This is a genomic window from Hyunsoonleella rubra, from assembly GCF_042684665.1.
Lineage (GTDB): Bacteria > Bacteroidota > Bacteroidia > Flavobacteriales > Flavobacteriaceae > Jejuia > Jejuia rubra.
Window position 1 is genome coordinate 409063 of the sequence record NZ_JBHULY010000039.1, and the last position, 15834, is coordinate 424896.

Genomic DNA, 15834 nt, shown 5'->3' on the forward strand with positions numbered 1-15834 from the left:
TTTTTCAAAACTGTGTAACAAGTCAATTATTGTTCACCCTTCTTCAGTATGCTTTCATCATCGGTACCTACAACAACTGAGTTTCTAATTTTATCGGTAACTCCAACTTTACATTTAATATGGCTTTTTACTTTAACTCTTCGATATTTTTTGTCCAACATTACAGGTCCAAATTCAACTAGATGCATTTCGCTGTCTTCAGAGCACTTTGCTTGTGTTTCAACCTTTAATTCGATAAAATCCCCTGTTTTAGCAAGAACTGTTATATCGCTTTTGGTAACATCAAGAGGTGCGCGAACAAACAAATAAACATTTTTACCATAAATGTAAGATTGATCTAGGCCGACAGATTCCATAGACTTGTCAATGGTTAAAGAATCTAACCTTTCAAGAGTTTTTTTGTACCATTTTAGTTTGTCCTTGCATTTTTCTAGTTTTTTCTCACACTTACTTAGGTTCCTATCACATATATGACATTTTTTTTCATCCTCTGAAGAAACAGATTGTTTTTGATTTTCTTTACAGCTAACAATAAAAACTATTGAAAAGGCTAAAACTATCATGCCTAATTTTGAAATGTTGTTAATCATGACTTTTGGTTTTATTTGGTTATTTAGAGGCAAACTTCAAAAAAAAGAAAACCTAAAAAAATACCCGTTACTGGGTATATATCCACTTTTAAAGTAAAAAGAAATTAAATCGGAATTATAATTTATAGACCAACGGCAAAAAAATCCGAAGTAAAGGTTTATGATGAGATTATAAAATCCCAGCATATAGTGAGGAACTTCGGAAGGAATACCCTCAATTTGTTAAAGTAGGGAATAAAAAAATCCCCATTTTTTGAGGATTTTTTTATTTTCGAAATAAGATATGTTTTATTTTCTTCTCAAGGTGTAAACGTCAGTATATGTTTGGCTCCCATCTGAATATGTTTCTGTAATTATCAAATTGCCATTGACAAAAGATACCGCAGCTTTTTCCAAAATTAACTCACCATTGGGTTCGTCATAACTATCAGCAGGCGTAATTAAATCCTCATATTTAAATAAGACAAGGGTTAAAGTGTTGTCAGACTCATTAAAAGACCATTTCCCACTTTCCTTGATACTATAATTAAAAACTTCATCATTATAGGTGGCGCTACAATTATCGCTCGTTGCTTGGTAGTCTAGAAATTTGAATTCTTCGTTATCTGAGTATATATAATCGCCATCGCTTTCTATTTTTAATGAATTGCTTTCTGAAATAGTTTGATAATAAAACACTTCAACGTTTTCGCCATTATTACAATTGATTGTTTCCAACTCATCATCATCTGTACTGTCTATAATTTCCCATTCACCCACTAGGGATGCATTACCTCCCCAAGCTTCAACTTCAACACAAACAGTAACAATTTGGCTTATTTGTTCTTGGCTGTTGTAAATGCATAAATCTGCGCAAAACTGTCCTGCAGGGATATCATCACCAAAATCAACATCAATTTCATAGTCCCCATCTTCTAAACTACTTCCTTTTGAGAACAAACCTCCCTTTGAAGTTGCACTTCCTTTGATATTGGCCTTTTTATCAGCAACAAAGTTTGAAGAGGCCACATCAAAGTAATTGCCTGCCGTATTGCCGTCTAAATCTTTAAATTGAAGATAAGCACCGGCCACATCAGCTTCAGTAGTAGAAAACTTTAAATTAAAACCAGATTTTTGTTGTGCTTCGGCAACGGGAGAATCCAATGTCAAATTGAGATTGCTGTTTGGTGCTGGTGGGGTACCGTTGTTTTTTGTTGCCCCTTGTATTTCCACACCGCTTTCAAGTGCTGATGTTTCAATAGGAGTTTCCTCTGTTTGGTTTTGTTGATTGGCCAATTCTTCATTGCCAGAACCGCTTCCAGAATCAGAATCTGATGAACATGAGTAATTCATAATAGACAAAGCCATAATCGCATACACGTATAATTTTAGGGTTTTCATAAGTAAAATAATTAAGGTTAATAGTATATTTTACCGACAAATAAAACAAAATAAACGATTAAACGCAATTTTGAAGTGGGATATTACTGAAAAAAGAATTTTATAGCACTAACCATCAAAATAAATCCAATGAAGGCCAACAGTATCCAAATACTGCCCTTGTAGAATTTTTTGTGCAGTTTTAAGTCTTTACGATAAGTATAGCCAATAACTATTGCAAAGGCGATAAAAAAGATAATTCCAAAAATGATTTGACCTTTGCTGAACATATGATTATTTTTATGCGAATTTAAAGAAAACGGAACAAATGAAGAATAAAATTGATGCAGTAAAAGCATTTCATACGGCGTTTAAAATAGGTCACAGGGAAACGCCAAAAGCGGACTTGGGTCTGGCTAAAAATCAGTTGCGTTACAAGTTAATGCGTGAAGAAAATGAGGAATATTTAGAGGCGGCCAATAACAATGATTTAATTGAAGTGGCAGATGCTTTGGGAGATATGCTATATATTTTATGTGGTACAATCATAGAACATGGGCTACAGCATAAAATAGAAGAGGTATTTGATGAAATACAACGTTCCAATATGAGCAAACTAGGGGAGGACGGGCAACCAATTTACCGTGAGGATGGGAAAGTGCTGAAAGGCCCAAATTATTTTAAGCCCAATATTGAGGGAATTTTGAGCAAATGATATGGGACACGAATTTCACTAATTTTCACAAATTATTAAATTGAAAGCAAAGATTAGTGCTAATTCGTGAAATTCGTGTCTTTGTTATATTACTTTAAACCGCCATCCAAATGGGTCTTCGGCTTTATTCGTTTGAATATCTGTAATTCGCTTTTTAAGGTAGTCGGCGTACGGATTCTCAATTTTCGGCAAATCATAATCAGAGCCCTTATAACCAAAAGCGGCTATGGGAGAAACTACAGCCGCAGTTCCGGCTCCAAACATCTCCTTCAACGTACCATTTTTGGCTGCCTTTACCACTTCCGTAACAGTTAATTTTCTAACTTCCACAGGAATGTTTTCGCTTTCCGCCAATTGAATGATGCTTTTTCTCGTAATCCCGTCCAAAATTCTATCGCTCGTTGGACCTGTAATCAGGGTATCATTAATGCGCACAAAAACATTCATCGCACCAGCTTCTTCTATGTACTTATGTTCATGGTCGTCCGTCCAAATCACTTGCTGATAGCCCTTCTTCTTAGCCAACTGAGTTGGATAAAACTGTCCTGCATAATTACCACCTGCTTTTGCAAAACCAACACCGCCATCCGCTGAACGTGAATAGGTCTCTTCAATCAATACTTTTACTTCACCTGAAAAGTAGGAGCCTGAAGGTGCTGTACAAATAATGAATTTATATTCATCAGCAGGCGAGGCATGGAATCCATTACCCGAGGCAAAAATAAAGGGTCGGATATACAAAGAGCTTCCATCCTTTTGCGGGATCCAATCCTTATCCAGTTCTAACAAAGCTTTTAGCCCGTCCATAAAATACCCTTCTGGTAATTCTGGAATGGCCAATCGTTCGGCAGAAATATTCAATCGCCTAGCATTATCCTCAGGTCTAAATAACCAGACAGCACCATTATCATCTTTATAGGCTTTCATTCCTTCAAAAACGGATTGCCCATAGTGGAAAATCTTGGCTGATGGATCTAAAGTCAAGGGCTGATAAGGCATAATTTTAGGCGCATGCCACTTCCCATCCTTATAATCGCACACCAGCATATGATCTGAAAATACGCTTCCGAATTTCAAATCGTCAAAATCTACATCATGTATTTTTGTGGATTTTGTTTTTATAACCTCGATGTCCTTGATTATAGTACTCATATCTCGTTAATTTAGCCTACAAATTTATAAAATTCATTTTCAAAAAATGAGGTATCTTTACATAAATACTTTAAAATTCTAGCCATTAACTTATGAAAAGAATCCTTTTGGGAATTATCGCCATTTTTGCCTTGATATCTTGCAAAAAGCATAAAAATTCAGATAATGAAAAAATTGTGTCTACGGAAGTTGAATATGTTTCATTCGGAAAGACCATTGTGGACAGTGATGCCATTGATTCAAATTCGATGTATCCCCATTATTTAATTATGAAAGCAGGAGATAGTGTGCCTTCAAAAGTTAAAGCTAAAGTTACAGGTGTTTGTCAAGCAAAAGGCTGCTGGATGACCTTAGAGTTACCCAATGATACGGAAATGATGGTAAAGTTTAAGGACTATGGTTTTTTTGTTCCGAAAGATATCGCCGGCAAGGAAGTTATTGTGAATGGATTGGCTTATGTTACTGAAGTCTCAGTTAATGAACTAAAGCACTATGCAGAAGACGCTGGCAAATCTTCTGAGGATATCTCGCTGATTAAAGATTCGAAACGCACGTATTCATTTGAAGCCGATGGTGTTTTAATTGCTCAGTAATTTTGAAGCGTAAAATTATTAAGACGGCGGACGGTTCCACCACCATTCATTTGCCAGATTGGGATGAAAGCTATCATTCCAAGCATGGGGCCATTCAGGAGGCGTATCACGTGTTTATTAAACATGGGTTGCATCATTTTTGTCATTCTGTCCCGATAGCTCCCGATAGCCATCGGGACGGGATCGTTTCAGAATCTGGCAATAAAATTTCAATTCTAGAAATAGGTTTCGGTACCGGTTTGAACGCCTTTATTACCTTGTTGGAGGCAGAAAAACTAAACCTCAATATTGATTATGTAGGGGTTGAGGGTTACCCCGTGGCATTGGACGAAATCAAACTTTTAAATTATCCTTCAGAATTGAATATAGAAGATAGAAGTGCTCTTTTTGAAGAAATGCACCAAATATCATGGGAATCTTCACATCAATTGGGCAGTCATTTTAAAATTGAAAAACAACATAAAATGTTTGACGCGATTGCCGATTTTGATAAGTTTCACCTAATTTATTTTGATGCTTTTGGTGCAAGGGTACAACCAGAGCTATGGACGGAATCTATTTTCAAAAAAATGTACGATGCGCTTAAAAAGAGTGGTATTTTGGTTACCTATTCTGCCAAAGGGAGCGTGAGGCGTGCCATGCAGTCCGCTGGTTTTCAGGTTGAAAAACTGCCTGGTCCTCCCGGGAAACGCGAAATGTTAAGGAGCAGTAAGTAGTGCCAAGTATTCATTGGGCAGCCGGTTGCGGATGGGTTTATGTTATGGTTTTCGGTCATTGGCCCATTGTCAAACATCATTTTTCTGTTAAATCAAGCTTAAATCTTTAGCAATACCCCTAAGCTTTTCTTATTTTTAATAAAAAAGAATATGCGGATATTAATTACAGGAGCAACCGGAATGATTGGGCAGAAGATTGTGAAACTTTGCCACTCCAAAGGGTATCAAATAAACTATTTAACCACCAGAAAATCTAAGGTCTCTGATAATGAAAACTATCGTGGATTTTATTGGAACCCAAACTCAGGGGAACTTGATACTGCATGTTTTGATGGTGTTGATGCTATCATTCATTTAGCAGGTGCGACAATTTCCAAACGATGGACCCCCAGTTATAAAAAAAAGGTTTTAGGTAGTCGAGTGGAGAGTACCCAATTACTGATTAATGCTTTAAAAGGGGAATCGCATCAGATTAAACAGATTGTTTCCGCTAGTGCTATCGGTATATACCCGACTTCAGTAACTAATTATTACGATCAGACACACAAAGAAATAAGCGACTCATTTTTGGGACAGGTCACAAAGGCTTGGGAGAAGGCAGTTGATGGGTTTTCCCAATTGAATATTAGCATTTCAAAAGTGAGAATCGGATTGGTGCTTTCCGAAAAAGGAGGGGCATTAAAAGAGATGGCAAAACCTATCAAATATGGAATTGGTGCGGCTTTTGGAAATGGTAAGCAGTGGCAATCCTGGATACATATTGAAGATTTGGCCAGGCTATTTGTTTTCCTATTGGAGGAAAAACTTTCAGGTGTTTACAATGGCGTTGGGCCAAATCCAGTATCCAATAGTGAAATGACCAAAACCATAGCTAATGTCCTAAACCGACCTCTATTTCTGCCAAACATCCCAAAGTTTTTTATGAAATTGGTTTTGGGCGAAATGCATATTATCCTATTTGAAAGTCAGCGCGTGAGTTCTAAAAAAATTGAAAGCAAAGGGTTTGTATTTAAGTTTCATCACCTGAAGCCTGCTTTGGAGGATTTGCTGGTTTAGGGTTTCAAAGGGCATAAACCCCTGAAAAATAAGTTACTCCAGACCCATTTCTTCTATCATTAAATTGAAATCATACCTTAAATCCTCATGTAGTTTTTCAATGCCTTTTTTGGCTAGCAGCAATTGACGCTGATACATGTTTTGCAATTGAGTACTTCGTTTTATACTTGGCTTAAATTCTTTCAACTTCTTGCAGAAATAGAGTAGGAGCTCGACTTCGGTTTCTTTTTTTTGAGAATATCGAATAAACTTTTTTATGTTCCGTAAAATCTTTCGAACGCTTTTTCGGATGTAATAAAAGCTATCTGTATTAATTGTTTCAAATTCTTCGTCTATAAATGTTTTAACGCTTTCAGCATATCCGTTTTCGTCATGGCTTTCAAATAATAAATAGGTGAGCAATTCCTTGTTTTCTTTTTTAAACCTTGCCAACCGCAGGCAAAGCGCCTCCAATTCGGTTGTTGAAAGTTGCTTCAGTTCTTTTTTTATTTCAACGAGGTTTACAGCTTTCATTGTCGCTTTTTCTAAAAACAAAAACCACAACTTAAGTTATGGTTTTTGATGTATTATTGTTCTGAATAAATTTATCTCAATTTAGGAAAATCAGTAGGGTTTAATTCGTGCATCACTTCATAAACCGCCTCAAAAATATCTTCAGCCGAAGGTTTAGAAAAGTAATCCCCGTCATTTCCGTAAGCCGGTCTATGGGCTTTGGCCGTTACGGTTTTTGGTGCGCTATCCATATATTGAAACGCATTTTGCTCATTTAAAATATGATCCATAATATAGGCGGATGCACCTCCAGGAACATCCTCGTCTATGACCATTACCCGATTGGTTTTTGCAATACTTTTCACAATATCATGATGGATGTCCAACGGCACCAAGGATTGGATGTCAATAATTTCGGTATCAATCCCAACAGCTAAAAGTTCTTTTGAGGCCTGTTCCACTAGACGCAACGTAGAGCCATAGGAAACCAACGTAATGTCAGGGCCTTCCTTAACGGTTTCGACAATACCCACGGGGGTTTTAAAATTCCCCATATTCATTGGTCGGCGCTCTTTCAATCGATAACCATTTAAGCACTCGACAATTAATGCTGGCTCGTCACTCAGCAACAGCGTATTGTAAAAGCCTGCGGCTTTGGTCATGTTTCTGGGCACTAAAACATAAACCCCTCGGATTAAATTTAAAAGCCCTCCCATTTGCGATCCGGAGTGCCAAATACCTTCCAATCGGTGCCCGCGCGTTCTAATAATCAGAGGAGCTTTTTGACGTCCTTTTGTGCGGTAGTGCAATGTAGCCAAATCGTCACTTATAACGTTTAAGGCGTATAAAATATAATCCAAATATTGGATTTCAGCAATAGGCCGTAAACCTCTAAGTGCCAATCCAATACCTTGTCCTATTATCGTAGCTTCCCTGATTCCAGCATCTGCAATTCTGGTTTCTCCGTACTTAGCTTGTAGTCCTTCCAAACCTTGGTTAACGTCGCCAATATTCCCAGTATCTTCACCAAAAACCATCAGTTCGGGATGTTTTTGAAAAAGGGCGTCAAAATTATCCCTAATGATAATTCTGCCGTCTACTAATTCTGCATTGTCATCGTAAATAGGTTGCACTTCGGTGACATGTCGTGCTGATTTATCCGTTTCGCAATACAAGTGCGAACTAAATTTTGGTTGTATCTCTTGGAAATAGGCATCAATCCATTCTCGCAGTGCAGTACTTTCATTGGATGCATCTCCAATAACATATCTTAAGGCCTTTCTGGCATGAGTTAATATATCTTTACGAGTTGGCTCGTTTATGGTAACCAATGCATCTTTAAGTTTGGATATGAAAACCCCATTTGAACTTTTAGAAGAAAGATCACTCAATAACGAAACCAATTCGTTTCGGTTCTTTTTTATAGGCGCCAAAAACGTATTCCAAGCTTTTGTTTTGCTCTGCTTGACCTCGCGCTTGATAGTGCGCTCAATATTGGTTAGGGTTTCGTTTGTTGCAATTCCACTTTCTATTATCCACTCACGCATTTTTTTGTTGCAATCAAATTCAGATTCCCAACGTAGGCGCTCACCACTTTTATAGCGTTCATGAGACCCCGAAGTAGAATGCCCTTGCGGCTGTGTTAATTCCGTAACATGGATTAAAACAGGTACGTGTTCCTCGCGGGCAATGGCACCAGCTTCCAAATAGGTTTCCATAATATTGGGATAATCCCAACCTTTAACGCGCAATATTTCAAAGCCTTTATTATCCTTATCTCTTTGAAAACCTTTAAGTATTTCTGAAATATTCTCTTTAGTAGTTTGGTATTTGGCGTGAACCGAAATACCATACTCGTCATCCCAAATACTGATCACTAACGGAATTTGAAGTACCCCTGCTGCATTGATCGTTTCCAAAAATAAACCCTCACTGGTACTTGCATTTCCTATAGTGCCCCATGCCACTTCATTACCATTTACAGAAAACTTACTGGCATTAACATTTTTTAGTTCCTTGTATACTTTGGAAGCTTGAGCCAATCCTAAAAGTCGTGGCATTTGCCCAGCAGTAGGTGAGATGTCTGAGCTGGAATTGTATTGTTTGGTAAGGTCCTTCCAATTACCGTTTTCGTCAATACTATGTGTTACAAAATGTCCACCCATTTGACGGCCTGCCGACATGGGCTCCAGTTTTAAATCGGTATTGGCGTAAAGGCCGGCAAAAAACTGTTCCACAGTAAGTTCTCCAATGGCCATCATAAAAGTTTGGTCTCGATAGTAGCCCGATCGCCAATCCCCTTTCTTAAAAGCTTTGGCCATTGCTAACTGTGGTACTTCCTTGCCATCACCAAAAATGCCGAACTTGGCTTTTCCGGTTAAAACCTCCCTTCGGCCCAGCAAACTACATTCACGACTTTGCACAGCGATTTTATAATCGTTTAATACTTCTGCTTTAAAATCGTCGAATGAAATTTTGTTTTTTAGGTCTGAGGTAGGTTCCATGTTAGGTGGTTGAAAATGCATGCAAATTTAAGGCTTTTTCAACTTTATTGCAAAATATGAAGTAATTTAAAACCTTACGATTTTAAAATAACTTAGGCTTTGTTTTGAAAATATTATGGAAAATTCAAAAAAAATGGGATAAAACATATAATAATTTAAAACCAACGCCTTCTGAATAGCCCAAGAAGTACCTCGGGGTCCACAGTGAATTTAAACCTGATTTTTTGGTCATACCCAGGTTGGGCAATTTCCCAACCTAAGTTGGAATATATTGGAAAGTACACCTCAAAATAGTCCGTAACCAAATCAATTCGGATACCTGAGTCGTAAACAAACTTTGGTGATTTAAACTTATTTTTCACAAGGCCAAAATCCCCGTAGGCCAATATATATCGCCAAATACTGGTACTAACATTAGCCGTAGTCATCCATTGATTTGCAAAAGGTACTTCTAATTTTGATTTAAACCCACCTTCCGCATCGATATACTGCTGGCTAAAAATACCTGTGTCTTCCGATCTTCCAAGGTAATTGTAATCGAATAAATAATCCGTTGGGCGGTCCAATGCAAAGCTGAAATAATCCGAATCGGCTTCTGTATTATTTTCGATAAACAATCCAGCGAAGAATCTTAAATTCAATTGACGATTGCTTTGGAACAACTTCCGAAATTCATAATTAAAGGCAACCTTGCTAAAGTTTTTGGCTAATTGAAAATCTGCATACCACTTACTAAATACCAATAAATTATCATTTGAATTGATATAACGAGCATTAAACACACTATAATTGGGTTCGTCGTTGTCAGAAATATTTAGAACGTCTTCATCCCTGTGGATGTCTAAAAATCTAAATCTTAAGGCCTTTCTAATATTAGAGCGAAAGTCATTGTCGTCACGAAACAAAAAGGTCAGGCTGGGTGAGATTCTTCTAAAAAATAAATCTTGGGCATAAGACCTATACGAGACTCCAATGCCGTAGTTGAGCGCATAAAGGTTCCTGTTTTCAAAATTATGGGTCATCGATAACGAAGTGGAACCGGTAAGCTGCTTGGAATTAAGCGAGTACTGCGGTTGGATTTTATATTTAAAATTTCGGCGTAAAAGTGTGCCGTTATATAGTTTAATCCCTAAATTCAAACCATCATAAATATTATTGAACTCTACAATTGGCATCAAAAATACTTGGTTGAAGTTGGGGTCTTCAATATCTTTTAAAAGTCTAAACTGAAAGGGTTTGTTGTTGAAAAAGAAGCCTTTATCGGATTTGTAATTATCCCTTAAATTAAACTCAGGAGCGGCATTGTTGTAGTTTAAAATAAACTTATCGGCCCCGTTATTTGGAATTGCAACTCTTTTTTCGTCTTGAATGTCCTCAACCCAATACTTTGAGAGAATGCTGTCGTTCTTCAGCGTATATAAGGAAACGGGCATACTATTGTCCCGCTTATTTTTGATAACCAGCGCAATGGAATCATTGGTTTTTGAGACTTCTTTTATTTTAAAGTCTATCTTTTTTCGTGTTTGGAGATAATCCGTAAAAAACCAGTCAACATCCTTTTCTGTTCTTGATTTCAATAAGGTTTCAAAGTCTTTGGTGGTTACAGTTTTAAGCTTGTATGCCCTTAAGAAATCCTTTAGAGTGGTTTCAAGGATATCTTTGTTTATGAAATCGTCCAAGTATCTTAACCCAACGCCAGCTTTATATTTGCTTGCAATATTACTGTTGAATTTCATCAAGGAGTCCTTCGCCATTGCAACGGGCTGGTCTCTATTTGCTCGTGCCATAAGCATGTATGCCAGGGAGTATTTATCATTGTAATGAAGATCGGCGGCATGAAAAGCTCGTAGGCCCCAAATGTTGGACAGCACCCCAAAAAATTTCATATCAGGGTAGTTCATTTCAACATATTTCATCAAGAAATAAATTTGAATGCTATCCAAAATCCAATGATCCTCTCTAGGATTTACAATAAGAATGTTTTTGAGATAGTTGTGCAACGCTACCTTCAATAGCATCATTTCGTACTCAAAACTATCAGGATAGGGTTGCAAAAAGTTTGGTAAAAAGTTTAGGCCATACACAGGATCTTTGTCATTGTCAATTTTTGTCAACAATAGTTTTTCATGAGGGTACTCACCAAGATTTTCATACATAAAATTGATGACCCTATCCGTAATTAAAACTTTTTCAACAAGTTTAAGGTCGAAATCCTTCATGTTGGTAACCAACTCAACCTTATCGCTCTTAATAGATTTGAATTCAGCCGTTTTATTCAAAAATAATTTATTGTTGTTCCGGTCTTTACCTTCAAAAACTTTAACGATTCTATCATCAAATTCTACTGATTTAACTTCATTTAACTCCGATGTAACAGTATAGTTTTTTGGATAAGAAATTTCGAGATTAACATCAGCTTTTGGTATAAATAAATCATTTAGGTTTTTATTACTATAATACTGCCATTCAGTATTATATACTGCTGGGGTTATATACCAATACTTCAAATTCAAATCACCATCTTTTGTAAAGCCGTAACTGGTAAATTGATCACTGGGGAGCTTCACAGTATATTTTAAATCTATGGTGTATGAACTGCCCGGAGATAAAGGTGTTTTAAGATGGACTTCAATAACATCCACTTGTTTTGGAAGTCTGCTAAAGTGCAAACTGTCTCCATCTTGTTTGATGTATCCTATTTCCGAATAGCCTCTATCTTCATTTTTTGCCAAATGGAACTTATTAACGTATTCGTCGGCTAAACGTTTTGCCAAAGGGGTATTTTTATTAGAAAAACTATTGCTCCAGTCGTTCAAATAAATCGTGGATAGGGTGTCGTCTGAAGTATTGTGATATTCAATGGTTTGCGAAATCGCGATGAGCTTCTTTTCCATATTGAAATAAGCACTCACGTCCATTCGATTTTGACCAAAACCAATGAGCAGATTGAGAAGTGTTATTATGGTAACTAAATAGCGAAGCTTCAAATTTGTTACTATTTGCTTGGGTTCATATTCGTTTAAGGCGACGCAATATAATGAAATATAGCGTCCGTTTTAATAAAACGTGTTTAACAGTCAGATAATTGCGGTATTTCTAATTAGAAATTTGGGCTCAATGCCGAACCATTGTAGAAAGCGTCTAGAATCTCAATCACTTCATCCTCTGTGTCTACTAAATGAATGAGATCCAAATCTTTCGGACTAATATTTTGATATTGTTCTAAAAGAGTAGATTTTATCCAGTCCACTAGGCCCTTCCAAAATTCCTTACCTACTAGAATGATTGGGAATTGTTCTATTTTATGGGTTTGAATAAGTGTCATCGCCTCAAAAAATTCATCTAATGTGCCAAATCCACCGGGCATCACCACGAAACCTTGGGAATACTTGACGAACATTACTTTCCTAACAAAAAAATAGTCAAAATCCAGATTCTTGTCAGAGTCTATATATGGATTGTCGTGTTGTTCAAAGGGCAGGTCAATGTTAAGACCCACTGATGTACCGCCACCTAAATGAGCACCTTTATTTCCAGCTTCCATAATCCCGGGGCCTCCACCGGTAATGACACCGTACCCAGCTTCAACGATTTTTTTGGCCACTCTTTCTGTTAACTGATAATATTTATGGCCAGGTTTGGTACGAGCAGAGCCAAAAATGGATACACATGGCCCTATTTTGCTCATTCTTTCGAATCCAGTAACGAATTCGCCCATAATCTTAAAAATGGCCCAAGAATCGTTGGTTTTGATCTCGTTCCAACTCTTATGACGTTGTTCTTTTCTCATTTCAATTCAATTTTTACGAATGTAATTCTTTTTTCAAAAACTTAGCAGTGTAACTTTTTTTGTGCTTTATTAGATCTTCAGGTGTGCCTTCAGCCACAATTTGCCCGCCTCCTTTGCCACCTTCATAGCCGATATCTATAATATGGTCTACGGTTTTGATGACGTCCAAATTATGTTCGATTATGAGCACGGTATTGCCTTTGTTTACTAATTTATTTAGTACCAACATCAATACACGGATGTCCTCAAAATGTAGCCCCGTTGTAGGTTCGTCCAAAATATAAAAAGTATTTCCCGTATCTCGTTTGCTCAATTCTGTGGCTAGTTTGATGCGCTGTGCCTCGCCCCCTGAAAGCGTTGTACTTTGCTGCCCTAAAGTAATATAGCCGAGGCCCACATCTTGAATGGTTTTCAGCTTTTTATAAATCTTGGGGATATGCTCAAAAAATTCAACGGCCTCATTGATGGTCATATTCAAAACATCACTGATATTTTTGCCTTTATAACGAATTTCCAAGGTTTCCCTATTGAAACGTTTGCCCTGACAGGTTTCACATTCGACATACACATCGGGTAAAAAATTCATTTCAATTACGCGCAAGCCACCTCCTTTGCAGGTTTCACAACGCCCGCCAGCAACATTAAAGCTAAATCGACCAGCTTTATAACCTCGAATCATAGCCTCAGGGATTTTAGCAAAAAGAGCTCGTATTTCACTAAAAGTACCCGTATAAGTCACTGGGTTGCTTCGTGGTGTGCGTCCTATTGGGGACTGGTTAATATCGATTACTTTATCGATGTGCTCCAGGCCTTTAATACTTTTGTAAGGCATTGGCTTTTTAACGCCATTAAAGTAGTACGCATTCAAAATAGGGTAGAGGGTTTCGTTAATCAAGGTGGATTTACCGCTTCCCGAAACGCCTGTAACTCCTATCATTTTTCCTAAAGGAAATTTAACGGATACATTTTTAAGATTGTTTCCCGTACACCCTTTAAGCTCCAAAAACTTGCCATTACCCTCTCTGCGTTCCTTAGGGATTTCAATTTCCTTTGTCCCATTCAAATAGTCGGCTGTAAGGGTGTGATGGGTTTTCAATTCGCTCGGGTTACCAATACTAATGATTTCGCCACCGTGTTTACCGGCTTTGGGGCCAATATCCACAACATAATCGGCACGTTCAATCATATCTTTGTCATGCTCCACAACAATTACCGAATTGCCAATATCCCTCAAGGAAACCAAAGAATTAATCAACTTTTCATTGTCACGCTGATGCAGGCCGATGCTGGGCTCGTCTAAAATATACAGCACACCAACCAATTGCGAACCAATCTGCGTGGCCAAGCGAATGCGTTGTGCCTCACCACCAGAAAGTGATTTTGAACTTCTGCCAAGTGTTAAATAATCCAAGCCAACATCAAGCAAAAACTGTAAGCGGGCCTTGATTTCCTTCAGAATTTCCTCTGCAATTTTGAATTGCGTTTCTGAAAGATGGTTGTGCAGATCGTTAAACCATTCGGCCAATTCAATAATGTCGGTATGGGCAAGCTCTGCAATATTTTTATTGTTTATTTTGAAATAGAGGGATTCTTTCTTTAAACGCGAGCCTTCGCAAACTGGGCAATCAATTTTATCCATATATGTCTTTGCCCAGCGTTTTAAAGACGTGGAATCCGCAGTTTTATATTGGTTTTCAATAAAATTCGCTACGCCTTCAAAGTCGATATTATAATTTCTGGTGACACCCAAAGTTTTGCTTTCCACTGAAAACTTTTCTTTTCCACCGAAAAGAATCATCTCTTTTGCTTCCTCTGGAATAGATTTGTATGGGTCGGTCAGTTTGAAATCGAAGCGTTGTGCAATGGTTTCAAACTGTTTGAAAATCCAGCTCTTTTTTTCTGGACCATGGGGGGCTAAAGCACCGTTGGCTATAGAAAGGGATTCATCCGGTACAATCTTGTTGACGTTGACTTGATACAACTGACCAATACCATTACAGTTAGAACATGCCCCTTTTGGAGAGTTGAACGAGAAATTGTTCGGTTCTGGGTTTGGATAGGAAATCCCAGAAGAAGGACACATCAAATTTCTACTAAAAAACCGCGCTTTATTGGTATCCTGATCAATCACCATCAACACATCATCGCCATGATACATCCCAGTTTTGATGGTTTCGCTTAACCTTTTGTCAGTATCGGGAGTATCATTGACCACCAATCGGTCAATTACAATTTCAATATCGTGGGTTTTGTAGCGATCTAGCTTCATGCCTTTTACCAAATCCCGTACTTCTCCATCGGTACGTACCTTTACAAATCCCTGTTTGGCAATCTGTTCAAAAAGTTCTCTGTAATGCCCTTTTCTGGAGCGTATAATTGGCGCTAGAACATTGATGCGTTTCCCCTTAAAATCAGCGGTAATTAAATCCTTGATTTGCTCATCACTGTAACTTACCATTTTGTCACCCGTATTGTAACTGTAAGCATCACTGGCTCTGGCAAACAACAAGCGCATAAAATCATAAATTTCAGTGATGGTACCGACAGTAGAGCGAGGGGATTTGCTGGTAGTCTTTTGCTCAATAGCGATAACAGGTGATAGGCCATCTATTTTATCGACATCTGGGCGTTCCAATCCACCTAAAAACTGACGGGCATATGCCGAAAATGTTTCAATATAACGGCGTTGACCCTCAGCATAAATGGTATCAAAAGCCAAAGAAGATTTGCCACTACCGGATAGCCCAGTAATGACCACCAATTTTTCCCTTGGAATGGAAACGTCAATATTCTTTAGGTTATGGACTCTGGCACCTTTAACCTCGATTTGTTCTTCGAAATGGCTCATAGCAATATGAATCTGACCG

At 37.8% G+C, this 15834-nt stretch carries 12 protein-coding genes; 4 read left to right on the forward strand and 8 right to left on the reverse strand.

Annotated elements, in window-relative coordinates; all coding sequences use genetic code 11:
* Positions 1-26 precede the first annotated feature (26 nt).
* Both ACFSR8_RS16165 and ACFSR8_RS16170 read right to left on the reverse strand, forming a co-directional pair.
* On the reverse strand, positions 27-590 hold the full coding sequence (locus ACFSR8_RS16165) for a hypothetical protein (RefSeq protein WP_380293934.1): 564 nt from the start codon (positions 588-590) through the stop codon (positions 27-29).
* Between the two features lie 288 nt (positions 591-878).
* Entirely contained in the window at positions 879-1970 is a 1092-nt protein-coding gene (locus tag ACFSR8_RS16170) for a hypothetical protein (RefSeq protein WP_380293936.1), read from the reverse strand.
* A 307-nt stretch (positions 1971-2277) separates the two neighbouring features.
* On the opposite strand from ACFSR8_RS16170, the gene ACFSR8_RS16175 reads away from it, so the two are divergent.
* Positions 2278-2664: a pyrophosphohydrolase domain-containing protein gene (locus ACFSR8_RS16175; RefSeq protein ID WP_380293938.1), complete on the forward strand. Its 387-nt coding sequence runs from the start codon at positions 2278-2280 to the stop codon at positions 2662-2664.
* An 84-nt stretch (positions 2665-2748) separates the two neighbouring features.
* Here ACFSR8_RS16175 and ACFSR8_RS16180 read toward each other — a convergent pair whose 3' ends face one another.
* Positions 2749-3816: a branched-chain amino acid aminotransferase gene (locus ACFSR8_RS16180; RefSeq protein WP_380293940.1), complete on the reverse strand. Its 1068-nt coding sequence runs from the start codon at positions 3814-3816 to the stop codon at positions 2749-2751.
* A 92-nt stretch (positions 3817-3908) separates the two neighbouring features.
* Here ACFSR8_RS16180 and ACFSR8_RS16185 point away from each other — a divergent pair, with 92 nt between their 5' ends.
* From ACFSR8_RS16185 to ACFSR8_RS16195, 3 genes are all read left to right on the forward strand, one after another.
* Positions 3909-4409: a DUF4920 domain-containing protein gene (locus ACFSR8_RS16185; RefSeq protein WP_380293942.1), complete on the forward strand. Its 501-nt coding sequence runs from the start codon at positions 3909-3911 to the stop codon at positions 4407-4409.
* A gap of 2 nt (positions 4410-4411) precedes the next feature.
* Positions 4412-5125: a tRNA (5-methylaminomethyl-2-thiouridine)(34)-methyltransferase MnmD gene (gene mnmD / locus ACFSR8_RS16190; RefSeq protein WP_380293944.1), complete on the forward strand. Its 714-nt coding sequence runs from the start codon at positions 4412-4414 to the stop codon at positions 5123-5125.
* 150 nt (positions 5126-5275) lie between these two features.
* Positions 5276-6181 carry a TIGR01777 family oxidoreductase gene (locus tag ACFSR8_RS16195; RefSeq protein ID WP_380293945.1) on the forward strand — a complete coding sequence of 302 codons (906 nt, stop codon included), beginning with the start codon at positions 5276-5278 and terminating at the stop codon, positions 6179-6181.
* Positions 6182-6214: 33 nt separating this feature from the next.
* Here ACFSR8_RS16195 and ACFSR8_RS16200 read toward each other — a convergent pair whose 3' ends face one another.
* The 5 genes from ACFSR8_RS16200 to uvrA form a co-directional block, all read right to left on the reverse strand.
* Positions 6215-6694 carry a hypothetical protein gene (locus tag ACFSR8_RS16200; protein ID WP_380293947.1) on the reverse strand — a complete coding sequence of 160 codons (480 nt, stop codon included), beginning with the start codon at positions 6692-6694 and terminating at the stop codon, positions 6215-6217.
* 71 nt (positions 6695-6765) lie between these two features.
* Complete coding sequence (locus tag ACFSR8_RS16205) at positions 6766-9177, reverse strand: alpha-ketoacid dehydrogenase subunit alpha/beta (RefSeq protein ID WP_380293949.1); 2412 nt, start codon at positions 9175-9177, stop codon at positions 6766-6768.
* 155 nt (positions 9178-9332) lie between these two features.
* Positions 9333-12164 (reverse strand): metalloprotease, encoded by a 2832-nt coding sequence (locus ACFSR8_RS16210; protein WP_380293951.1) that lies wholly within the window; start codon positions 12162-12164, stop codon positions 9333-9335.
* A gap of 113 nt (positions 12165-12277) precedes the next feature.
* Entirely contained in the window at positions 12278-12967 is a 690-nt protein-coding gene (locus ACFSR8_RS16215; protein WP_380293953.1) for an LOG family protein, read from the reverse strand.
* A gap of 13 nt (positions 12968-12980) precedes the next feature.
* Positions 12981-15815, reverse strand: coding sequence for an excinuclease ABC subunit UvrA (uvrA, locus tag ACFSR8_RS16220; protein WP_380293955.1), 2835 nt, complete (start codon positions 15813-15815; stop codon positions 12981-12983).
* Positions 15816-15834: the final 19 nt, after the last annotated feature.

Excerpts from the sequence above, each read along its gene's own strand:
- ACFSR8_RS16215 (WP_380293953.1), bottom strand. The coding sequence starts at position 12,967 with ATGAGAAAAGAACAACGTCATAAGAGTTGGAACGAGATCAAAACCAAC.
- uvrA (WP_380293955.1), bottom strand. The coding sequence starts at position 15,815 with ATGAGCCATTTCGAAGAACAAATCGAGGTTAAAGGTGCCAGAGTCCAT.
- ACFSR8_RS16195 (WP_380293945.1), top strand. The coding sequence starts at position 5,276 with ATGCGGATATTAATTACAGGAGCAACCGGAATGATTGGGCAGAAGATT.
- ACFSR8_RS16205 (WP_380293949.1), bottom strand. The coding sequence starts at position 9,177 with ATGGAACCTACCTCAGACCTAAAAAACAAAATTTCATTCGACGATTTT.
- ACFSR8_RS16185 (WP_380293942.1), top strand. The coding sequence starts at position 3,909 with ATGAAAAGAATCCTTTTGGGAATTATCGCCATTTTTGCCTTGATATCT.
- ACFSR8_RS16165 (WP_380293934.1), bottom strand. The coding sequence starts at position 590 with ATGATTAACAACATTTCAAAATTAGGCATGATAGTTTTAGCCTTTTCA.
- ACFSR8_RS16180 (WP_380293940.1), bottom strand. The coding sequence starts at position 3,816 with ATGAGTACTATAATCAAGGACATCGAGGTTATAAAAACAAAATCCACA.
- ACFSR8_RS16175 (WP_380293938.1), top strand. The coding sequence starts at position 2,278 with ATGAAGAATAAAATTGATGCAGTAAAAGCATTTCATACGGCGTTTAAA.
- ACFSR8_RS16170 (WP_380293936.1), bottom strand. The coding sequence starts at position 1,970 with ATGAAAACCCTAAAATTATACGTGTATGCGATTATGGCTTTGTCTATT.
- ACFSR8_RS16200 (WP_380293947.1), bottom strand. The coding sequence starts at position 6,694 with ATGAAAGCTGTAAACCTCGTTGAAATAAAAAAAGAACTGAAGCAACTT.